We start from the raw sequence: 23,170 nt of genomic DNA, 5'->3' as shown, positions 1-23,170 counted from the left end.
TTTATACTATATCCCTCTGTAGCCATGTTAAACCTATGTATTACAAAAAGGCAGTGTAAATACTGCCTTAGTTTATATATCATATATAATTTATTAATTATATCATTATATAACTGCTTGGTCAATTATAATAACCTACTAATCTTCCATTGGATTAAACACAATAATCAACAGCATTTTAAACTTTTCTCTAGCAAAAAGAGCATGTGGTATTCCTGCAGGCATTACTATCGTTTCACCTTTTTTTACTTTAAACAATTCCTCTCCGATCGTAATTTCTGTCATACCATCTAGCACGTAAACCATTGCATCTCCACTTGTAACATGTTCTCCTATTTCTTCATTTTGATCAAATGCAAATAGTGTAATGCTGATTGTTTTATTTTGAACAAGTGTTTTACTAACAACCTGACCTTCATTGTAAGTTACTAGGTCTTCCATTTCTAATATTTTTGCAAAATCTATATTTTTTAATAGCTTTTTCATAAATAATCCTCCATTTAAGTTTAATTGATGTTTTCATGAGCTCGTTTTATCATGTTATATATAGTATACATCATTTTCCAAATATAATCCGTAGCATTGGCTACCGTTTTCATTTTATGGATATAAATAGAAGGAAAGCCTTAGCTTTCCTTCTATTTATACAATATTGATTAGTATTTTCCAAATTCATGATCACTGAGCACTATTTTTTTAGGGTTTCCTGATGCTGATTCTGATTGTTGTGTAGTGGCTGCGTACTTCCTTGAATTCATTTCTTCAAGCATCCTAAGAATTTCTGGATTAATTTCTTCATACCCTTTATAACTTTGCCCAACACTTACTTTTTTTAATTTAAATCTTAAGATTTGCTGTTTAAGCAGTTCCGCTTGTCCCGCAAGCTCTTCACTTGCCGCTGCTGTTTCTTCTGATGTAGCTGAATTTGACTGAACAACTTGAGATATTTGCATGATGCCTTGATTTACTTGAGAAATACCTGTAGCTTGTTCATCTGAAGCAACTGCAATCTCTCCAACTAATTGAGCTGCCTTAGATACACTTAAAACAATTTTACTTAAAGCAGACGCAGTATCATTCGCCAATCGTGTTCCATCATCTACCTTCTTAATAGAGCTTTCAATCATCACCGTAGTTTCTTTTGCTGCGTTAGCACTTCTGGCCGCTAAATTTCTAACCTCTTCAGCAACTACTGCAAAACCTTTCCCATGTTGACCTGCTCGAGCAGCTTCAACAGCGGCATTAAGAGCCAAGATATTCGTTTGAAAAGCAATTTCATCGATAACCTTAATAATTTTAGAAATGTTACTAGACGAATCGTTTATTTCTGCCATTGAGTGAAGCATGTTTTGCATTTTATCATTTCCTTCTTCTGCCTCTTTCATAGCAGTTAGTGCTAGGCCATTTGCTTCGTTTGCATTTACAGCATTTTGTTTTGTTTGAGAAGAAATCTGTTCAATAGATGCAGATAATTCTTCAATCGCACTCGCTTGCTCTGTTGCTCCTTCTGAAAGTGACATGCTAGAATCAGATACTTGATTTGAACCTGAAGCTACTTGATCAGAAGCATAACTAATATTAGATAGTATCTCATTATTTTTTTCCACCATTTCATTTAACTTTATACCAAGGATATCTTTTTCAGATTTGGCCGCAACTGACATTGTTAAATCTCCATCTGCAATTCTTTCAACTACTAAGGTCTGCTCCTGGATATTTTTAATCATTTTCTTAAAAGAGTCAGCAAGCTTACCTATTTCATCTTTAGAATTAATATCCACATCTACCTCTACATCTCCCACACTAATTGCGTCTGCAATGCTAGTTAGTTTTTTTAAAGGTTTGCTTATTAAATTTGCTATAACAAATCCTAACGAAATTGCCAATAAGACACTTATTACTATGATGACAATCATCATAAGGGATTGTGCTTTATATGTACTTTCACTTGATTTAATGCTTCTATCTGCTAAGTTAATATTATAGCTAATTAATGCCTCGACTGCAGTCTCTACTTCACTCCTTTTTTTTGCAAATTCGGGAGTAATTGCTTTTGCCTCAATATATTTTCCTTCACCAATCAGAGCTATGGCTTTTGCTCTTATTTCTTTATACCCTACAAGCGTACCGTTTAAAGCATTAAATAATTCACGATCCTCTTCATTTATGATTAATTTTTCATATTCTAGTAAATTCGCATCATTTTCCTTTGACCATTCATTCACTTGATTAACTCGTTCCTTATATGTTGACATATCCTCTTCGTAAAGCATTAAAAAATAGTTGACACGTATCAATTGAAGATTTCTTTCTACTAATGCAAGTTTATGGGATGGTAAAAAGTTATTATGATATATCGAATCTGTCCTATCATTTGAAGCACTCATATTGAAAATCCCAATTGTACCAACCGTCCCTGTGAAAATTGCAACAATTAAAAAGCATATAAGTAACTTTATCTTAATTTTTAAATTATTAAATGATTTCATAGTCAATACCTCCACTTCTATTATAGATTTATTAGTTCATTCGTATCTTGTTCCGTTAACAGCTGTTCACAGTTAAGCAGCATTTTCACTTCTTTCCCAACTTTACCAATACCCTTTATGTATTTTTTTCCACTCCTACTTATATCAGGTGGATCAACAATTTCACCATCAGCAATAGAAAGCACCTCTACTACACTATCAACAATTAATCCAATCGAAATGTCCTTAATATCAACTACTACTACACAGGTCCTATCATTGTATTGCCTGAACTGTTTTTTAAATCTTAATCTTACGTCCATAACAGGTATTATTTTACCTCTTAGATTGATAATGCCACGAATATATTCTGGAAGCTCTGGCACCTCCGTTACAGGTTGTATACCTATTATTTCTGTTACAAATTGAATGTCAATTCCATAGGTTTCATTTCCCAACAAAAAAGTTAGAAATCTACCTTTCTGTGTATCTTCTTCTTGTTCAGTAAAATCGTGTATATTGTCACTCATAATCATTACTCCTTTCTTATAGTATTAACTCACTGAGGATAATTTGAGAGACTTCATGTTTGTTAGTCCACCTACATTAAGAATTAGACTAATGCTTCCATCTCCTAACAGTGTACACCCGGCAAGTCCACCAATCGTTTTTGTGTTTTTTATATAATTAGGTAGTGCTTTTATGACTACTTGCTGTTGTCCTAATAATTGATCAGCAAAGATGCAAAAGCTTTCACTATTTTGCTCTACCATAATTATGATCCCTTCATGAAATGCTGTAATTTCTGTATGGATATTAAAAAGCTCATGGAGCCGAAGAATTCTATAACACTCTCCTCTAACCATAATCATTTCGTTTCCACGAGGATCAATAATAATATCACTTTCTTTAGGTCTAAAGGATTCTTTAATTGCTATTGTAGGCAAGGTATATCTTGCATCACCAACTTCAACATTCATTCCATCAATAATTGCTAGTGTAAGTGGTATCTTAAGTGTTATCGTTGAACCTATTCCTTCTTCACTATCAACTGTTACCGAGCCTCCTATGGCTTCGATATTTCTTGCTACCACATCCATCCCAACTCCTCTTCCAGAAAACTCAGTTATATTATCCTTTGTAGAGAAGCCTGGTAGTAAAATTAGGTTGAAAATTTCCTTGTCAGTTAAGTCCTTTGATAAGTCAGTGATTCCTTTTTCAAGCGCTTTTTTCAATATTTTTTCCTTGTTTAAGCCCTTGCCATCATCTTTAATAATTACTAAGACATCACTTCCTGAATTTTTTGCCTCTAATGTAACTGTACCAATCCTTGGTTTTTCGGATTTTATGCGTTCCCCTAACTCCTCAATACCATGATCTATTGCATTTCGAACCAAATGCATAAGTGGATCAGATATATGTTCAATAATGCTTTTATCTACTTCAGTCTCTTCCCCTATGATTTTCAAATTAACATCTTTGTTCATCTTACTGCTCATGTCTCGAACAATTCTTTGCATTTTATAAAAGGTTGCCATTAGCGGTACCATTCTAATTGACATAACCACATCTTGCAATTCACTCGTAATTTTATTTAACTGTCTAGCAGCCTTAGAAAAGTTTTCTAAATCTAAACCTCTTAAATCAGGATTCTGAGTAACCATAGCCTCTGAAATAATCAATTCTCCGATTAAGTTCATTAACCTATCAGTCTTTTCAATGTTTACACTAATAATTCCTCCGTTTTGTGGCAAATTAATATTCTTTTGTTCTTCATTTATATCAACTTTAGAAATAGTCGAAACAGGCTCCTTTATAGACAGCTCTTCATTGGTTTGAATTTTTATATCAATTTGGCTTATAAATAAACATTCCTTAAATAAATTATGGACGCCTTCCTTATTTAAATTTGATACCAGCATAATCTTAAACCCATTTTTTTTAATTTGTTCAATTGCCTCATTTTCTTGATCAAATAATTCTTCTGGTTTATATTTAATTTCTGAAATAGCCTGAGAAACTTGATGAATTACAGAAAAAGCTCTTACGTTCTCCATTTCACAACCTTCCGTGAAATGAATGGTTATTTCATATGTATTTTCATTATCCTTACTATCGTTGTCTTTTACTAACGTTGATTCAATTGCCTCTAATGAGATATTAACTCGTTTTAAGTTTTTTAGTCCACTGAGAAATTTATTTATTTCCTCTATCTTTTCTGAAGAATCTTCAAGTTCTATCTTTCCACTTTCAATCTTAAATAGTTCGTTTTTAATAAAATCAATGCAACCTAAGATGATATCACTTAAGGACTTCGTATCTAAATTCTTTGGGTTGTTTTCTCTAATATAATAGAACAAATCTTCGACAGCATGAGATAATTTAGCTACATCATTAAAATTCATCATTGCAGATGAGCCCTTGATAGTATGCATTATCCTAAATATTTCATGTATTACGCTTGAAAAATCAGTGTTTTCTCCATTCATAATCAATTGCTCAAGCTGATCTATAAATTGAGATGTTTCAAAAATATACATATCTAATAGTGTTTTATAATTGTCATTTTCTCCCACGAATATCACTTCCTTCATTCTTGAAATAATATGAGTATGTACTGCCCTCTTCTTTAAAATCTTTTATAATATATGCTACAGCACCTTCATGCATTGCTTCTCCAATTCTTTGGTTTTCTTCTAATGAAGCGATAACTATTATTTTGGCATTCTTGTCAATCTTCTTTATTAGTCTAATCGCCTCGATTCCATCATCTTCTGGCATTGAAATATCCATCGTCACAATATCTGGTTTGAGTTCATGATACATTTTAACTGCTTCGCTTCCGTTTTCTGCTTCCCCAACAATTTCAAACCCAAGGTTTTCCAAAATCATTTTTATTGAAAATCTAACAAACCTAGCATCATCAACAATTAATACTTTTTTCATCTTCTTCACTCCTCAAGTTGACTACTCTGTTGGTTTAATTCTATTCTTAAATGAGGCATTTCTTTAGTCACTGAAGTAACTAAATTAAATGCCTATTTCACAATTTGTTCTATATAATGGTGCAAATTGCACAATAATAATTAATACTCTCATCAATATTCAAACAAATGAGAATTATTTATTGTTCTTGTTGAAATAAAATGATATAATCATTCTAATTATCATACATTTAGTAGTGAGGATGACAAAATGATTAATGTTCTAATCGTAGATGACCACAAATTTTTAAGGGAATGTTTTGAGAAGATTTTAGAAAGTCATAACGATTTTAATGTTGTAGGCAGTGCTAGTAATGGATTTGAAGCCTTCAAAATATGTAACGAACTTAGTCCAGATATTGTTTTAATGGATATCACAATGCCTATCTGCAATGGAATTGACGCTACAAAATTAATCAAGTCAAAATTTCCAAATATAAAAGTGCTTATCATTACAGGCTCTGAAAATGAAGCAGATGTATCTAATGCAATTCGTAATGGTGCTGATGGTTATATTCTCAAAAGCATTGGAACTGAAGAATTAATAATTTCTATACGAAGTGCACTACTAGGCTTTGAAATTATTCAAAAGTGTGTGTTTAAATTCTCTGAATTTCCATCTGTTCCATATGAATCAAAACAAAAAACCAAAACACTTCATATTAACGATATTAAAGTTGAACTATCAGAGAGAGAATTGAACATAATCCAAATGATCACTGATGGTTATACAAATAAAGAAATTAGTTCTAAGCTCTATATTGCAGAAGGTACCGTTAAAAATGCAATAACAGAAATAATTACTAAGCTTCAATTAAGAGATAGAACGCAGCTAGCTGTATATGCAATTAGAAATAATTTAATTTAAAATATGAAGCCTTATTGACAGCTAACCTTTATATATGCTAGAATATCATTCAATATAAGGGCGCATAGCTCAGTTGGGAGAGCACCTGCTCGACAAGCAGGGGGTCGCTGGTTCGAGTCCAGTTGTGCCCATTAAAAAAAGATGGATTTATCATCCATCTTTTTTTAATTCAATATAACCTTATCGGATGCCAATATGCAAACAGCACCCCATGATTTTTTTCTATTTACATTGCCATTACCTTTTTTAGGGTTTTAATAACATGATCTTCTTTAAACGGTTTAATAATAAAAGCTTTTGCACCATGTGATACTGCATCCATAACCATTGATTCTTGTCCCATTGCTGTAACCATTACTACCTTTGCTTTTGAATCATATCGCTTAATAATTTTCAGCGCATCTACTCCTGACATTTCAGGCATTGTTATGTCCATTGTCACTATATCTGGCTTAAATTCAGAATACATTTTAATCGCCGTAATACCATCTTCCGCTTCACCAACAACCTCAAACCCATTCTTTTCAAGGATACCCTTTATCGTCATTCGCATAAATGCGGCATCATCAACAACAAGAATTTTAATCATGTTTTCACTCTCCATATTATTATGATGATTGGCTTATTCTGAGTTCTTAAAACTTGTCTAGAATCAAAATTTCTCTTTAATATATTATATTATCTCTTCTTAAACAATTTTTGTCAAGATAAATAAGCGTACTCCTATCTGTTAAGTTCATGCATTTAATATGAAATATTCGAAGTATACTTAAGCATATTAGGCTTCTGCAAGCTTATGACCTAATGCCCGGCATTTTTCTAAATCATCCTGATCTGGAGTGTTTTGAATAATTAATCCACTATCAACTAGACTAACCCCTTTATCAGTCATTCTATCTTCCCATTCTTGCATCCATTGGCCATCACCCCAATCATAGGATCCAAACAAAGCAAAGGGTTTACTAGAAATATCTTCCTTTTCAATATCCTCTACAAAAGGTTCCATTTCTGATTCTTCTAGATTTTCACTTCCCATTGAAGGGCAACCTAATACAACTACGTCAGCTTCAAAAACATCCACTTTTGATGCATCACTAACATTTAACAACTTAACCTCTGCACCGTTTTCGTTAGCTCCTTCAGCGATGGCTTCAGCCATTGCTTGCGTATTTCCTGTACCACTCCAATAGATAACACTTATTTTCTTCATATTTTTATGCTCCTTGTAGGTATTATAGTAAACGCATTCTCCAGCGTCCTATTAGAAATTTTAAAGGTTCAGCACCTCAAAAAACTACATAATGCTAATCCCATAACTTACAAAGTTATTATATCCTAATTGATAATGAGTGTCAATATTAATTTTGTTTGGGATTTTAGTGCCTTGGTTCTTATGTTTACCTGAATATTTTTCATAAATACACAATGCATAAAAATACAAAATCATTGACCTAGTAATCACCATACGATATAATATATTCTATCTGAAAACTACAAAGAAAGAGGGAAAATCATGGTAAAATTATTCGATCAAGGCTCCTATCTCATTAAAGATACTGTCCTAGTAGAAGATATAACAACCCTAAACCTAGACGAAATCAACCATATCTTACAACAATCTGGCAAAGACCTCATAACAAAACAACAACTTAATCCAGAAGTAGCACGCCAAAACACTTTATCCTATGGCATATTTAAGGCACATAACAATTCTGATGATATGGGCTATTTAAAAATGAAATTTGACTCCTTAGCTTCTCATGACATAACTTATGTAGGAATAGTCCAAACAGCTAAAGCGAGTGGATTAGACTCCTTCCCTATTCCATATGTTTTAACAAATTGCCATAACAGTCTATGTTCTGTTGGTGGCACAATCAATGAAGATGATCATGTTTTTGGGCTCTCTGCAGCAAAAAAATATGGTGGAATTTATGTTCCTGCACATCAAGCTGTAATCCATCAATATATGCGTGAAATGATGGCTGGATGCGGAAAAATGATACTTGGTTCAGATAGTCACACCCGTTATGGTGCCCTTGGAACAATGGCGATAGGTGAAGGTGGCCCAGAACTTGTGAAACAACTTCTTAAACGTACCTATGATGTGAAATATCCAGGAATTGTAGCTGTCTATCTTGAAGGTACTCCGAGATTAGGAGTCGGTCCTCAAGATGTTGCTCTTACAATTATTGAAAAAGTATTTAACAATGGTTTTGTAAAAAATAAAGTAATGGAATTCGTAGGCCCTGGCATCAAGAACCTTACAGTAGAATATAGAAATGGTATTGATGTTATGACTACTGAAACAACTTGCCTTTCATCGATCTGGTCAACAGATGAACAAGTAGAAGACTACCTTGCACTCCATGGCAGAAAAGATGCTTACCAAAAACTTGCACCTGCTGATGTTGCCTATTATGATGGCTTAATTAAAGTTGACTTATCAACAATTGAACCAGTGATTGCACTTCCATTCCATCCAAGTAATGTATACACGATTAAAGAATTAAATGCAAATCCAAGAGAAATATTACAACTAGTAGAAGAAGATGCAAAAAAAATCTTTGGAAACAACAAAATAAATTTCTCTTTAACGGACAAAATTATTGATGGTAAAATCAAGGTTGACCAAGGAATCGTTGCTGGTTGTTCTGGTGGTACATATGAAAATATATCTCTTATGGGTGAAATGATAGCAGGTCATTCTACAGGAAGTGATGATTTCGTATTAAGTGTTTATCCTGCTAGTCAACCCGTATTTTATGCTTTAAACAAAAATGGCTCCATTAATAAATTGATGGAAGCTGGCGCGAATATTAAAACTGCCTTTTGTGGACCTTGCTTTGGAGCCGGAGATGTCCCTTCAAACAACGCCTTAAGCATAAGACATGCAACAAGAAACTTCCCTAATCGTGAAGGATCTAAGCCATCAGATGGTCAGATTTCTTCCGTTGCCTTAATGGATGCACGTTCAATTACAGCAACAGCTATCAATGGTGGCTTTTTAACTGCGGCAACTGATATTGATGTCCCTGTATCTGTTGCTCCATATGTATACAATTCCAAAATATATGATCACAGAATTTATCAGGGTTTTCATGAACCACATGAAGAGGTTGAACTAAAATTCGGCCCAAATATTAAAGAGTGGCCAACAATGTCCTCACTTACAGATAACTTACTTCTAAAAGTAACTTCTGTAATCAAGGATCCTGTTACAACTACTGATGAATTGATCCCTTCAGGTGAGACATCCTCCTATCGTTCTAATCCACATAGATTGGCAGAATTCACCTTAAGTAGAAAAGATCCAGCTTATGTTGGTAGATCAAAAGAAATTTATGCCATAGAAAAAGAAAGAATGATTGCTTTAGAAAATATAGATAAAAGTGACCACGGCAAATTAAAAGAAATCTTTGATATCATTAATACCGAAGATTCTTTCTTGAATCTAATAAAAACAACTTCAATAGGAAGTATCATCTATGCTAACAAGCCTGGTGATGGCTCAGCCCGTGAACAAGCAGCTTCTTGTCAAAAGGTACTTGGTGGATGGGGAAATCTTTCACTTGAATATGCAACTAAAAGATATCGAAGTAATTTGATAAACTGGGGATTGCTACCTTTCATTACAAAGGAAGAAAATATCGAGCTAACTGTTGATGATTATATCTACATACCTGGTATTAAAGGGGTGGTTGAAAATGGCAAAGAAGAGTTAGAAGCTTATATTATCCATGAAGGTAAGAAACGTCCACTTATGCTTTACCTTCCTGAACTTTCAGCTTCAGAAAGAGAAATATTATTAGCCGGTTGCCTTATCAATTACTATAAGACAAATTAACTTGCTTTTCCAATACTGAACTTTACTAAAAAAGGTCTCACCTAGAATGAATCTAGTGAGACCTTTTATTTAGTTATAAAATGTTAATAATCGAAGCCATATGGATTTTGAATACTATAGAGCATTTGTTCAATCATAAGTTCAATAAATTCTTCTTTATTGCCTTGGAATTCATCGATATAGCTTCCAAGCATTGAACTATATTCTGACGGTAATAATTCACTATTGTCCTTCATATCCGTAAGCATACTATCTAAAGCTTTGTTTTCAATAATCTTATCTCCAGCATCAATAACGATATCTTCTAACAATTCATATAGTTCATCTTCATCTTTTTCCATTAAATCCATAGCATTAATAGCTTCATTGTCTACATATTCTACAAAGTCGATTTTTTCATTTATAGAATTCATCACATAATCATAATCTACAGCAAAGAAACCAGAATCCATTTTCATTTTCATCCCGCGGAAATTATTCTTCCTATCTAACGCATAAGTAATTGTATAGTCTAAGTCCATACTTTCAGGCATGGTGTCTAATTCTACAAGTGCATCATCAAAAGACGCCATCATTTCTTCATATGCATCATCAAAATCATCTTCATCTTCCAAATAATCTATTGCGTCTTCAACTTCTTCTTTTTCAAGATTAAAAGCTTCATAATCCTTTGAATCATTTAATTCTTGTAAAACTTCTAATGCTACAACTCGAATATATTCTTTTAGAGCATCATCGTCTTCCATTTGTTTTTTTACATCTTCCATCATTTTAACCATATCTTCATAATTCATTTCAATTGTATATTCTCTACACTTTACTTTTTTCCCATTTGCTAAAGCTACACTAACTGAATCACCCTTTGTGATGCTATCTTCAAATGAATCTAATATTATCTTATAATATTCTTCTTGATCAACTTTATTAAATAGTTTTTCATTGTCTTTTATGATAGAAAAGTATTTCTCGAAATCAAAATCTTTCATATCCAGACCCATTTGATCATAGATATCCGTTTTGTTCATAAAAATTGTTTTCTCCATTAATGATGGCATTAGTAATTCAAATTTTTCTTCATCCATACCTAGCATGATATCCAATAACTTTTCATTATCATATAGCCAGCTTAATGAATATTGAAGTTTGCTATCAATAGGATTTTTTTTATTCAATTGTTGCTTATAATTAAGTTCAAATATTGTCTTCTCAAGTAATACATTTGCATAATTCATCATATCTTCTTGATCTTTAGTCAGTGCCATACCTGTAACTTCTTCATATTTTTCAGGTACTAAAGTGAACTTCATCTTACAGGTAACATCCCCACTTGTTGCTTCAGTTGATTTTTGTATTGCCTTTAATGTTCTGTTATAAGGATTTGCATATACTTTTGCATAATAAAATCCCCCTGTCCCACCTGCTAAAATAATAACTGCTAAAACTACTATTAATATTTTCTTCATAATCTCCTCCATGTTATTAAATTGATCTTACCTATTTTACTACCAATTTCTCATCCATATTATACCATAAAAGCTATAATTTGCTAAACACTTTTTGAAAAATATTGCTATTTCACTAATTATTAGTGCTAATTATTGCCCTCCAGTTGCTATAAAAGAAAGTTAGCATTGACTTTTCGAAGGAAAAATGATATTATTAACAAAATTTAATATGAACTACAGTAGAGGTGCATTTTTTATAATTAATCATTTTTGATATGTTCAGGCATAGATGAGACTTGATGAAAGGAAAAAATGCCGAAGAGGAAAACCCCTGTTGGTTTTTTATCTGGTTTATAAGTTAAGAGCTTATTGACTGTCATTTAGTTATAGTAACTAGATTTTGAGCTATGATTATTTGGAGTGCTACTTGTGAAGGAATTTATTTGTCTATTCACAGTTGGCACTTGTCGACTGTTTTTTTATTTCCTTTTTATCGCATAATTCGTCTTGAATGTTGAAAACTATGCATTATTTGGTTCGACAAATGGTTGAAAAAGTAATATAATATGAAAGGGTCTAGTTTACTAGCAATAGTTCATATACTCTTTTTCACCAAATTAAGCAAACTATGCAAAAAAAATTAATATACTATAATAAGGAAGCATTTACAGGAAAATTTGCTTCTACATAAAAACCAATCGATCTGGAGGATGATCCTAATGGCAATTTTTACAGGCTCTGGTGTGGCAATTGTTACACCTTTTAACCAAGACTTAAGCATTAACTTTAATCAGCTTAGAACTTTAATTGATTTTCAAATCGAGAACGGTACTGATTGTATTGTTGTTTGTGGTACTACTGGCGAAGCCTCTACTTTAACAGATGCAGAACAAATAGAATGTATTCGTATTGCAGTAGAGCAAACAAACAAACGTGTTCCAGTAATTGCCGGAACAGGTAGCAATGATACGAACCACGGTATAGAGTTGTCACGAAACGCAGCCGCACTTGGTGTAGATGGTCTACTACAAGTTACTCCTTATTACAACAAAACTACCCAAAAAGGACTTGTTGAACACTTTACAGCAATTGCAAGTAGCGTTGATATCCCAATCGTACTCTATAATGTTCCATCCCGTACTGGCTTAAACATTACTTCCCAAACAGCAGCAACCTTATCACACATCGAAAACATTGTAGCAATAAAAGAAGCGAGTGGTAATATTGCTCAAGTAATAGATACGGTAAAAAGATGTGAAGGTCGCCTTGATTTATACTCTGGAAATGACGATCAAATTGTCCCACTATTAGCACTAGGCGGTTTAGGTGTAATATCTGTTGTAGCAAATATTTTACCTAGAGAAACTCATCGTATTGTTGAAATGTTTTTAAATGGGGATATTAAAGGTAGTCTTGATCTTCAGTTGAAAATGCATAGCTTAATTGATGCTCTTTTCTGTGAAGTGAATCCAATTCCTGTAAAAGCCGCACTTTCTATGATGGGACCAAAATTTAATTCAGGAATTGGTAGAAGACCATTGACTACTATGGAGCCTGCTCATATTGAGCTTTTGAAAACAGAAATGAAAAACTATGGAATGTCTATAATTTGATAAGGAGTACCCTATGATAAAAATTATAATGCACGGATGTAATGGTAGAATGGGGCAAGTAATTTCTACCCTAGTTGCTAATGATTCAAATTCAGAAATGATTGCAGGTATTGATCCATTCAATGGAGTGAATAATTCTTATCCGGTTTTTTCATCATTTGATACCTGTGATGTTGATGCAGATGTCATTATTGATTTTTCAACTGCACATGCAATTAAGCCCTTACTTGAGTATGCAACACAAAAAAAAGTACCTTTGGTATTATGCACGACTGGAATTGGGGAAGATATTATTACTGCTATAAATGAAGCTAGTAGCAAAATTCCAATATTATTTTCTGCAAATATGTCCCTTGGCGTTAATCTTCTTATTAATTTAGCTCAAAAGGCTACTTCTATTTTAACAAATGCCAACTTTGATATTGAAATAATTGAAAAACATCATAATCAAAAGATTGATGCACCTAGTGGTACTGCTCTAGCAATTGCAGATGCAATAAATGAAACCTTGAACAACGAATACACCTATCAATATGATAGATCTGTTGAACGAAAAAAAAGAGACAAAAAAGAGATTGGAATGCATGCAATTCGTGGTGGCACAATTGTAGGAGAGCATAGCATCATTTATGCCGGTCAAGATGAAATTATTGAATTAAAGCACAGTGCTTTGTCAAAAGAAATATTTGCTGTTGGTGCTGTAAATGCTGCAAAGTTCCTTGCTGGTAAACCTGCAGGTCTTTATAATATGGGGCATGTAATTGGTTAATAAACCCAATTATAAAAGAGGAAATCAAATGGTTTCATTGAATATTATTAGTGTAATGAAGGAAATATTTCATTCCAATTGTTTACTTGACCAAATAATTTCATAAGGGGTGTTCATATGCACGTAAAATCAATCATGATACCATTTGAAGAATTGCATATTCTTAGAACTGATCAAGAGGTCGGAACAGCTTTACAACAAATAATTGATAATGGCTTTTTGTCCTTACCGGTTATTGATGAACAAGATCACTTTGTAGGTGTACTTTCTAGGAGATATATTTATGAAGAATTTTTCAATAATTTAGAGTATGATAAAGAAACATTTTTCAAAAGAAAAGTTAGCGAATTTATAAAGGCTAAAATACCAGTGACAAAAGATAATATCTTTATCGAAGAAGCTGCTCTTCTTTTATTTGAAAAGAAAATGACATTTCTTCCAATCGTTGATGAACACTCGGGTAAACTAAAGGGAATTATTACATCTGGTAAATTGCTTGAAAAATACAAAGACTTCTTTGGTTTAGAACATCCTAAATTGGTAATGTATATATACGATTTCAAGGGTAAACTTGCACAGATAATGGGCATTATCTCAAAAGCAGGTGGAAGTATTAAAAATATTGTTCAAACTGATACTGAAGTAATGGGTTACCAAGAAATCACTCTTCGCGTCGAATCGAATGACATTCATAAGGTAGTTAAACAACTCAGAGATCATGGAATAGAAATACGAGAGTTTTGCGAATAAAACCGTTATAATAGAATGAATTGTTAGAAACAAAAAAAGCGTTCAAGTAAACTGAACGCTTTTTCTTATAGTTGAAAAACACAATTAACAAAATTCTAAATCTTACTTTATGATAAAACCATACTATTAATTAAGTAAGAAAACCAAAATTATTCACGTTCATCAATTGGTATGTATTCACGTCTTGGCGCTACACTCTTGTATGCAGGACGTGTTATCTTTCCTTCATTTACCAATTCTTCAATACGATGTGCACACCATCCAACAATTCTAGAAATCGCAAAAATCGGTGTATACAGTTCTTGTGGAATATCTAACATGTTATAAACAAAGCCTGAATAAAAGTCGACATTTGCACTAACACCTTTATACATCCTACGAATTCTCCCAATAACTTCTGGAGCTATACGTTCTACACGATCATATAATTCAAACTCTTTTTCTAATCCTTTTTCCTTTGCGAGCGATTCAACATAACCTTTAAATATAATTGCTCTTGGATCAGAAACAGAATATACTGCATGACCAATTCCATAAATTAAACCAGAATGGTCAAAAGCTTGTTTATTTAAGATAAGTTCTAGATATTGACTAACCTTTTCATCATCTTCCCAATCATCTACGTTCGCTTTAATATCTTCAAACATTTGTATTACCTTAATGTTTGCGCCACCATGTCTTGGCCCTTTTAATGAACCGAGTGCAGCAGCTATCGTAGAATATGTATCTGTCCCAGAAGATGTAACTACATGAGTTGTAAAGGATGAATTGTTTCCACCACCATGCTCAGCATGTAGCACTAATGCAAGATCTAAAAGCTTCGCTTCTAGCTCAGTATATTTGTTATCAGCTCTAAGCATATGTAAGATGTTTTGAGCAGTGCTTAGTTCCGGTTTAGGACTATGTATAAATAAACTACTATTGCCATGATAATGTGCATAAGCTTGATATCCATAAACAGCAAGTAATGGGAAATATGCTATCATTTCTAAGCTCTGTCTAAGTACATTTTGTATGCTTGTATCATCTGCACGATCGTCAAAACTATATAATGCAAGTACACTTCTAGCTAAAACATTCATCATATCCTTGCTAGGAGCCTTCATAATCATATCTCTAACAAAGTCATCTGGTAATTTTCTACAATCTGAAATAACCTTGTTATATTCATCTAATTGAGTACGGTTTGGTAAATCTCCGAATAGGAGTAAATAGCAAGTTTCTTCAAAGCCAAATTGATTATCACTAAGGAAACCGTCAACCAAATTTTCAATATCAATTCCTCTATAGATTAATCTTCCAGGTACAGGAATCATTTCGTTTTCATCAATGATATAAGAATGAACCTCACCAATTCGAGTTAATCCTGCAAGTACACCTTTTCCGTTAATATCACGTAAACCTCTTTTAACTTCATATTTCTTATATAGCTCTGGATCAACTTTGTTACAAGCTCTGGCTAATTCACTCCAATTTTCGATTATCTTTTGTTCAGGTTGCTTACCACTCATCATTTTTACCTCCCTTAATATTTTTGTATAGGAACGTCAGAAATTTCCTATATTTGCCTTTTGGCTTCATGTTGCCTTTGACTTCATGTTTGCCTTTGACTTTATGTTTGCCTTTGGCGAAACACTGTTTTTTATACATTCCTAATTAATTTTTATTAGAAAATGAGGGGTTCCATTGTGCTAAAATACTATTTCAGCTGCTGGAATCCCTAATATACACTCTAACATAATTTGATCTTTATTTCAAGTCATATTTTTTTTAATGCGCGTTCCTATATAGCCATCTCTAACATAAAACAGCCTAAGAGAGAGTGATTCTCGAACTTATACTGTTTTAAAATATCTTAAAAATACTTTTTGAGCTCAGTAATGCTATTTATTTTGATATCTGCATCTTCTAATTCACTTTGGGAACCATATCCGTATAAGCATCCAAAGGTTTTCAATCCATTCATACGTCCTGCACTCATGTCTTGTAACCTATCTCCAATCATACACATATCTGACTCATATTTTTGCATTACTATTTCCATAATGCTTGACTTTGGAATGTAATTAAATTCTTCTGAACCAACAAGTTCAGTAAAATAACGATCCAATTGAAAGGTTGATTTATGAATTTCTTTATAATAACTGTTACAATTACTAATAAAAATCAATACATAACCTTTTGACTTAAGATATTCTAAAGTTTCAAGTGCCCCATCAAAAAGCTTAGCATTACCTTGCTTAATTTGGTTGATTATTTCTTCACCAACAATTTTGCTAGCTTTTTTTTGAATTTCTTCATCTAAATGTGGCATAAATTGTTCCCACATTTCTTTACTACTAAATCCCATCCAGCGGGAGATTTCTTGATTAGTCCATTCTCTTTTTTCAACTAATCCTTGATCAATCAAGAAATCATATGCCATCCTAAAAGAAGGTGCATATATTTGAATACTATCGTGAATAGTGCCATCATAGTCTAAAAAGATTGTTTTAATGGTGTTGTTTTCCTTCATTAAATACCCTCTCTCTAAAGTTGTTTTAATAAATTTGCCATTTCAATAGCGGTCATAGCAGCTTCAAAACCTTTATTTCCAGCTTTTGTACCCGCTCTCTCAATTGCTTGTTCAATATTTTCAGTCGTAATTACTCCAAATACAACAGGTATTTCCATTTCCAATGATACACTTGCAACACCTTTAGAAACCTCGCCTGCAACGAAATCAAAATGTGGTGTAGCTCCTCTGATTACTGCTCCAAGACATATTACTGCATCGCTTTTACCAGCTTTAGCCACTTTCTTTGCTACCAATGGTATTTCATATGCGCCTGGAACCCAAACGATATCAATTTTTTCTTCACTAACCCCATGTCTTTTTAATCCATCCAGTGCACCTTCAACTAACTTAGATACAATAAAATCATTGAACCTTGCAGCAACTATTGTAACTTTTAAATCCTCAGCAATTAAATTTCCTTCAAATGTTTTCATTTTTTTCATTCTCCTTTAAAAGTGTAATATGTGTCCCATTTTTTCTTTTTTAGTGTGTAAATAATGTGTATTTGCAGCATGTGTTTCCATTTCAATTGGTACTCTTTCTACTATCTCTAAACCATATCCAGATACACCACTTAATTTTTGAGGATTATTAGTCATCAGTCTAATCTTTCTAACATTTAAGTCAGCAAGAATTTGTGCTCCTATTCCATAATCTCTCATATCTTCGGGGAAACCTAAAGCAATATTTGCTTCTACAGTGTCCATTCCTCCATCTTGTAAGGCATAGGCTTTAATCTTATTAATCAGTCCAATACCTCTACCTTCTTGCCTCATATATAACAATATACCTTTTCCTGCCTCATCGATTTTCTCTAAGGCATACGCCAATTGTTCTCCACAATCACAACGTACTGATCCAAAAACATCCCCTGTTAAGCATTCAGAATGAACTCGTATTAATACTTCATCATCCTGAGTTATATCACCTTTTACTAAGGCAACATGATGCTCACCGTTTAATTTATTTATATATCCCACAATCTTAAAGTCTCCATACATTGTAGGCATATCAGCAACAGACACTCTTTCAATCAAACTTTCAGTTTTACGTCTGTGCGCAATCAAATCTACAATTGATATAAATTTAAGGTTATGTTTTTTGACATACTCTAAAAGCTCTGGAACTCTTGCCATAGTTCCATCATCATTCATTATTTCACAAATAACACCGGCAGGAGTAAGACCTGCAAGCTTAGCTAGATCTACTGCAGCTTCTGTATGACCAGCTCTTTTTAATACACCACCCTCTTTAGCAATCAAGGGGAAAATATGACCTGGTTTCGTAAATTCTTCAGGCTTTGTATCTGGACTCACTAACTTTGCAATCGTTAATGCTCTTTCGTAAGAAGAAATTCCAGTAGTAGTATCTCTATGGTCCACAGACACAGTAAAGGCTGTTTCCTTAGGATCCGTATTTTGATCTACCATTTTCCCGATATTAAGTTCTTGTAAACGACCAGCCATCATTGGTGTACAAATAAGTCCTCTACCATATGTAGCCATAAAATTTACTGCCTCTGAGGTTACCTTTTCAGCTGCTAATACTAGATCACCCTCATTCTCTCTGTTTTCATCGTCTACAACTACAATCATTTTCCCTTGTCTTATGTCTTCAATTGCTTCTTCGATTGTATTAAATTTAATCATAATAACCGCCTTTCTTTCTTATGTTTCTATTTATTCTATCACTTTCAACATGCCCACATATTCTATGGAATTGGTTAACGCTAAGTTATATGGTCTCTAATCTTATAGTCTCTAGTCGTATGGTCTCAAGTGGTATGGTCTCTAGTGGTATGGTCTCAATTAGTATCATCTCAACTAGTATCGTCTCAACTAGTATCGTCTTAATTAGCATCGTCTCAATTAGTATGCATCGTCTCATTAGTATCGTCTTAATTAGCATCGTCTCAATTAGTATCGTCTTAATTAGCATCGTCTCATTAGTATCGTCTTAATTAGCATCGTCTCATTAGTATCGTCTCAATATTGACTAAAATCCATTTTGTCTTAAGAAATCCATTGTTATGTTGCTTTCTTTTTTATCATTGGTAAATGAAAGTAATTTTTCAATATATTTTCCAACAACATCACACTCCAGATTAACCGTATGACCAACCTTTTTCGTTAATAATATTGTTTTATCTTTTGTTAACGGTATAATGGATACTTTAAAACTGACTTCATCAACATTTGCTACCGTTAAGCTCGTTCCATCTATCGCAATAGAACCCTTATTGATAATATATTTCATAAGCTCTTTTGGAGGCTTAATTGTTATCCAAGTTGCATTATCTTCATCTTCAATATTTGTTATGATACCCGTATCATCAATATGGCCTGATACGATATGTCCTCCCATTCTATCCGAAACTTTCAGAGCTCTTTCTAAATTCACTTTACTACCATTTGATAAGTTTCCTAGATTACTCATCCTCATTGTTTCAGGCATTACATCAACAGAAAAAGTATCATTAGACAACTTTGTAACCGTCAAGCAAACACCATTCGTGCAAATGCTATCTCCCACTCTTGCTTCTTTCAAAACTTCACTCGCTTTAATAGTTAATATTGCAGATTTAGTACCTTTTGAAATATCCTTTATAGTTCCAACTTCTTCAATAAGTCCTGTGAACATTGTAACACCTCCTTCATAACCGTATATTCAAACATCTTATTAAGAAAAATAACTTTCAATCATAATGTCATCATCAAATTGATAAATCTTTGATTTTTTTAATAAGATGGCATCCTCCATTTTTTCAATACCTTCTCCTTCAAAGGAAGTTAAGGCATCTTTACCGCCGATTATCTTTGGACCAATAAATGTAACCAGCTTATCAACAATATTTGCTCTAACAGCACTATAATTAACATTGCCACCCCCTTCAATCAGAACACTATCAATGCCTCTTTCTCCTAGCTTTTCGAACAAATAACTAAGATCAACTTGTCCATCCTTTTCTGGCGTTACAATAATTTCAGCTTTTTCTTTTATAGCATCTAAGTGCTTATTATCTATTGTTTTCGTTACTGCTATGATAATTGAAGACTTGGATCCAGTAAGAAATAGCTTGGAATCAATTGGGATTCTACACCTCGAATCAATAATGATTTTAATAGGATTTCTACTCTTAACACCATCAAGACGTGTGTCTAGGGATGGGTTATCTTTGATAACTGTACCAATTCCTACCATTATTCCAGCTACTCTATTTCTTAATTGATGCACATAATTTCTTGATTTTTCATTTGTAATCCACTTGGATTCACCAGTTCTCGTTGCTATCTTACCATCAAGAGTCATTGCTGTTTTCAAAATACAGAAGGGCATTTTAGTAGTAATATATTTTATAAATATTTCATTTAGTTGTTTAATTTCATCTTCATATAATCCAACCTCTACTTCTATACCATTTTCTAACAACTTATTGATTCCTCTTCCCATAACCAGAGGATTGGGATCTTTCATTCCTATAAATACTTTGGAAATTTTCTTTTCAATTATCTTGTCAACACAAGGCGGGGTCTTACCATAATGTGAGCAGGGCTCCAAGGTAACATAAATATGCGCATTTGTCACATCTTCATTCGCATTTAAGAATGCATTTACTTCGGCATGATTTCCACCATAGTATTCATGGTATCCTTCGCCAATAATAATGTCATCTCTTACGAGAACTGCACCAACAAGTGGATTAGGATTCACATGACCAATGCCAAGCTTAGACAATTCAATAGCTCTTTTCATGAATTCGTACTTCATTTGAATCTACCCTTCTTTCCACGTTATATTACCTATAACTACTTAACAATATAAATAAAGACCCTAAAGATATTAATTCTTCAGGGCCTAGCTCATCTATACATTAAAAATACAGATTACTATTCTTCTCTCATCCAGACTATACTGTCGGTCTTGGAATTACACCAAGTCAGCCAATTGGCTCGCGGACTTTACCGCCGGTAGGGAATTACACCCTGCCCCGAAGAACACTATTTAATTGACATAATGTTAACATAACCATTTGTTGATGTCAATATCATTTCAGATAAAATTAATGAATTGTCATTTCAGATAAGATGAATTGGTTTTCTATAATTAGAAAAACTTTTTCATCCTACTTAGTAAAATTATCATTAATGTATTAGTTCAAAAGAAAAAGGAGCTATTATTAGCTCCACTTTCTTAATGGTATAAAGTTGAACTAATATTACTTCTTGCTCATACTTCTTGATGCAAGAACATCTGCGCCTGTACCAAGAATATCTTTAATAATTACGTCTCTTACTTTAACAGGTGCTTGAACCATAGTCTTATTGATTATTTCCATAGCTTCGAATAAAAGTCCTTTTGGGATTTCTATGTTTGTATTTACTGGTAAACGATTTAAGAAACCATCTTTAACAGCAACTGTTGTAGTCAATACTCTAGTAGGATTGGTTAGTTCATTAACTGCATATTCCGGACCACGATTACACGCATTTCCAGTTACAGTAATGTCATCGCCTTTGATTGTTACTTCAAGTTGACATCCAACAGGACATGCGATACATGTTAAACTTTTTACTGACATCTAAACTACCTCCTCTACTACAACTTTAATTTGTAGGTCATTTCCTAGTTCTTGAAGTTGCTTTTTATTCAATCTAATTTTTTCCATTTCACCTGGTGCTAAGTGTTTTTTCTTATATTCTTTGTAAACTTTACCATCAGAAATAAGTTGAAGCTTAGCATTATGGTAAACATTATTTACACGCATAAATAAGTCTAAACTACTTTCGATATTTTCTACACGAATCTTACTTGGTACTATATAAACAATACCAGGACCTGCTTCAGTTGACACTAAATGGCCTTCTGCTTTTAGCTCACCCTTTACATATCTTGCAGCATTTAATCCAGCACGACGGCTTTCTTCTGTAACGAAGTCAACAAGATCATGTACATGAACAACATTACCACAAGCAAAGATACCTTCAACACTAGTTTCCATTGATTCATTTACAATAGGTCCTGATGTTTTAGGATTAATCACAATACCAGCTTGTCTAGATAACTCATTTTCTGGAATTAATCCAACTGAAAGTAATAATGTATCACATTCATAGTATTTTTCTGAACCAACTATTGGTATTCTGTTTTCATCTACTTTAGCTACAGTGATACCTTCAAGTCTTTCCTTACCTCTAATTTCAGTAATTGTATGGCTTAAATATAGTGGAATATTATAATCATCTAAACATTGAACGATGTTACGTTTTAAACCACCAGAGAATGGTAGTACTTCAGCAACACCAATTACTTCTGCGCCTTCTAAAACCATACGGCGAGCCATAATCAATCCGATATCACCTGAACCAAGGATAAATACTTTTTTACCTGGCATATAACCTTCCATGTTCGTATATCTTTGTGCTGTTCCAGCAGTAAATACACCAGCAGGTCTATAACCAGGAATCGTAATTGCTCCTCTAGTTCTTTCTCTACAACCCATAGCTAAAATAACAGCTTTGGCTTGAACGATAAAGTAGCCATCTTTAGGATTCATAGCATGAACCTTTTTATTGTCTCCAACTTCAAGCACAATCGTATCTGTAAGGTAATCAATACCATTTTCTTTTAATTCAACAATAAAACGTTCTGCGTATTCTGGTCCAGTTAATTGCTCTTTGAAAATATGTAAGCCGAAGCCGTTGTGAATACATTGTTGTAAAATACCGCCTAACTCTCTATCACGTTCTATTATAAGTATATTATCTGCTCCATTTTTCTTCGCTTCAATGGCTGCTGCAAGTCCTGCTGGGCCTCCACCTACTACAACTATTTCATAATCACGCATCTTTATCACCTCTCTTCTTATTCT

21 protein-coding genes, 1 tRNA gene and 1 riboswitch are annotated in these 23,170 nt (G+C 33.3%); of the genes, 6 read left to right on the top strand and 16 right to left on the bottom strand.

Features of this window, described 5'->3' with window-relative positions; all coding sequences use genetic code 11:
* Positions 1-138: 138 nt before the first annotated feature.
* From CVU84_10640 to CVU84_10620, 5 genes are all read right to left on the bottom strand, one after another.
* Positions 139-486: a cupin domain-containing protein gene (locus CVU84_10640; protein ID PKM94515.1), complete on the bottom strand. Its 348-nt coding sequence runs from the start codon at positions 484-486 to the stop codon at positions 139-141.
* A 170-nt stretch (positions 487-656) separates the two neighbouring features.
* A complete protein-coding gene (locus CVU84_10635; protein PKM94514.1) occupies positions 657-2,489 on the bottom strand; it encodes a methyl-accepting chemotaxis protein in 1,833 nt (610 codons plus the stop codon).
* Between the two features lie 20 nt (positions 2,490-2,509).
* Positions 2,510-2,998 carry a chemotaxis protein CheW gene (locus tag CVU84_10630; protein PKM94513.1) on the bottom strand — a complete coding sequence of 163 codons (489 nt, stop codon included), beginning with the start codon at positions 2,996-2,998 and terminating at the stop codon, positions 2,510-2,512.
* A 24-nt stretch (positions 2,999-3,022) separates the two neighbouring features.
* Positions 3,023-5,044: a chemotaxis protein CheA gene (locus tag CVU84_10625; GenBank protein ID PKM94512.1), complete on the bottom strand. Its 2,022-nt coding sequence runs from the start codon at positions 5,042-5,044 to the stop codon at positions 3,023-3,025.
* Positions 5,031-5,414, bottom strand: coding sequence for a two-component system response regulator (locus tag CVU84_10620; protein PKM94511.1), 384 nt, complete (start codon positions 5,412-5,414; stop codon positions 5,031-5,033). The genes CVU84_10625 and CVU84_10620 overlap by 14 nt, the downstream gene beginning before the upstream one ends.
* Before the next feature lie 249 nt (positions 5,415-5,663).
* Here CVU84_10620 and CVU84_10615 point away from each other — a divergent pair, with 249 nt between their 5' ends.
* Both CVU84_10615 and CVU84_10610 read left to right on the top strand, forming a co-directional pair.
* The gene (locus CVU84_10615) at positions 5,664-6,320 is read left to right on the top strand and encodes a DNA-binding response regulator (protein PKM94510.1); all 657 of its coding nucleotides are present in this window, start codon (positions 5,664-5,666) and stop codon (positions 6,318-6,320) included.
* A 58-nt stretch (positions 6,321-6,378) separates the two neighbouring features.
* A tRNA-Val gene (locus tag CVU84_10610) sits at positions 6,379-6,451 on the top strand.
* Positions 6,452-6,546: 95 nt separating this feature from the next.
* On the opposite strand, the gene CVU84_10605 is transcribed toward CVU84_10610, so the two are convergent.
* Both CVU84_10605 and CVU84_10600 read right to left on the bottom strand, forming a co-directional pair.
* Positions 6,547-6,909, bottom strand: a complete 363-nt coding sequence (locus CVU84_10605; protein PKM94509.1) for a response regulator — start codon at positions 6,907-6,909, stop codon at positions 6,547-6,549.
* Positions 6,910-7,098: 189 nt separating this feature from the next.
* Positions 7,099-7,530 (bottom strand): flavodoxin, encoded by a 432-nt coding sequence (locus CVU84_10600; GenBank protein ID PKM94508.1) that lies wholly within the window; start codon positions 7,528-7,530, stop codon positions 7,099-7,101.
* Positions 7,531-7,833: 303 nt separating this feature from the next.
* Between CVU84_10600 and CVU84_10595 the strand changes: the two genes are divergently transcribed.
* A complete protein-coding gene (locus CVU84_10595; protein ID PKM94507.1) occupies positions 7,834-10,167 on the top strand; it encodes a hydratase in 2,334 nt (777 codons plus the stop codon).
* A gap of 83 nt (positions 10,168-10,250) precedes the next feature.
* Here the strand turns inward: CVU84_10595 and CVU84_10590 are convergent, their stop codons facing one another.
* On the bottom strand, positions 10,251-11,630 hold the full coding sequence (locus CVU84_10590) for a hypothetical protein (protein PKM94506.1): 1,380 nt from the start codon (positions 11,628-11,630) through the stop codon (positions 10,251-10,253).
* 701 nt (positions 11,631-12,331) lie between these two features.
* Here CVU84_10590 and CVU84_10585 point away from each other — a divergent pair.
* The 3 genes from CVU84_10585 to CVU84_10575 all read left to right on the top strand — a co-directional run bounded on the left by CVU84_10585 (position 12,332) and on the right by CVU84_10575 (position 14,744).
* Positions 12,332-13,225, top strand: a complete 894-nt coding sequence (locus CVU84_10585) for a 4-hydroxy-tetrahydrodipicolinate synthase (GenBank protein PKM94505.1) — start codon at positions 12,332-12,334, stop codon at positions 13,223-13,225.
* A gap of 13 nt (positions 13,226-13,238) precedes the next feature.
* Complete coding sequence (locus CVU84_10580) at positions 13,239-13,994, top strand: 4-hydroxy-tetrahydrodipicolinate reductase (protein PKM94504.1); 756 nt, start codon at positions 13,239-13,241, stop codon at positions 13,992-13,994.
* A 117-nt stretch (positions 13,995-14,111) separates the two neighbouring features.
* Complete coding sequence (locus CVU84_10575; GenBank protein ID PKM94503.1) at positions 14,112-14,744, top strand: hypothetical protein; 633 nt, start codon at positions 14,112-14,114, stop codon at positions 14,742-14,744.
* 149 nt (positions 14,745-14,893) lie between these two features.
* Here CVU84_10575 and CVU84_10570 read toward each other — a convergent pair whose 3' ends face one another.
* The 8 genes from CVU84_10570 to CVU84_10535 form a co-directional block, all read right to left on the bottom strand.
* Positions 14,894-16,258, bottom strand: a complete 1,365-nt coding sequence (locus CVU84_10570) for a citrate synthase (protein PKM94502.1) — start codon at positions 16,256-16,258, stop codon at positions 14,894-14,896.
* 341 nt (positions 16,259-16,599) lie between these two features.
* Positions 16,600-17,259: an HAD family hydrolase gene (locus CVU84_10565; protein PKM94501.1), complete on the bottom strand. Its 660-nt coding sequence runs from the start codon at positions 17,257-17,259 to the stop codon at positions 16,600-16,602.
* Positions 17,260-17,273: 14 nt separating this feature from the next.
* Positions 17,274-17,735 carry a 6,7-dimethyl-8-ribityllumazine synthase gene (locus CVU84_10560; GenBank protein ID PKM94500.1) on the bottom strand — a complete coding sequence of 154 codons (462 nt, stop codon included), beginning with the start codon at positions 17,733-17,735 and terminating at the stop codon, positions 17,274-17,276.
* A gap of 15 nt (positions 17,736-17,750) precedes the next feature.
* Positions 17,751-18,950, bottom strand: a complete 1,200-nt coding sequence (locus CVU84_10555) for a bifunctional 3,4-dihydroxy-2-butanone-4-phosphate synthase/GTP cyclohydrolase II (protein ID PKM94499.1) — start codon at positions 18,948-18,950, stop codon at positions 17,751-17,753.
* Positions 18,951-19,296: 346 nt separating this feature from the next.
* Entirely contained in the window at positions 19,297-19,941 is a 645-nt protein-coding gene (locus CVU84_10550; GenBank protein ID PKM94498.1) for a riboflavin synthase, read from the bottom strand.
* A gap of 39 nt (positions 19,942-19,980) precedes the next feature.
* Positions 19,981-21,069: a riboflavin biosynthesis protein RibD gene (ribD, locus tag CVU84_10545; protein PKM94497.1), complete on the bottom strand. Its 1,089-nt coding sequence runs from the start codon at positions 21,067-21,069 to the stop codon at positions 19,981-19,983.
* A 118-nt stretch (positions 21,070-21,187) separates the two neighbouring features.
* Positions 21,188-21,301, bottom strand: a riboswitch (FMN riboswitch).
* Between the two features lie 216 nt (positions 21,302-21,517).
* Positions 21,518-21,880, bottom strand: coding sequence for a molybdopterin oxidoreductase (locus CVU84_10540; GenBank protein ID PKM94496.1), 363 nt, complete (start codon positions 21,878-21,880; stop codon positions 21,518-21,520).
* A complete protein-coding gene (locus CVU84_10535; GenBank protein PKM94495.1) occupies positions 21,881-23,146 on the bottom strand; it encodes a pyridine nucleotide-disulfide oxidoreductase in 1,266 nt (421 codons plus the stop codon).
* Positions 23,147-23,170 lie beyond the last annotated feature (24 nt).

This window comes from Firmicutes bacterium HGW-Firmicutes-1 (genome assembly GCA_002841625.1).
Taxonomy (GTDB): domain Bacteria; phylum Bacillota; class Clostridia; order Lachnospirales; family Vallitaleaceae; genus HGW-1.
Note: the sequence above shows the minus strand (reverse complement) of the source record. Positions and strands in the feature narration are given on the sequence as shown.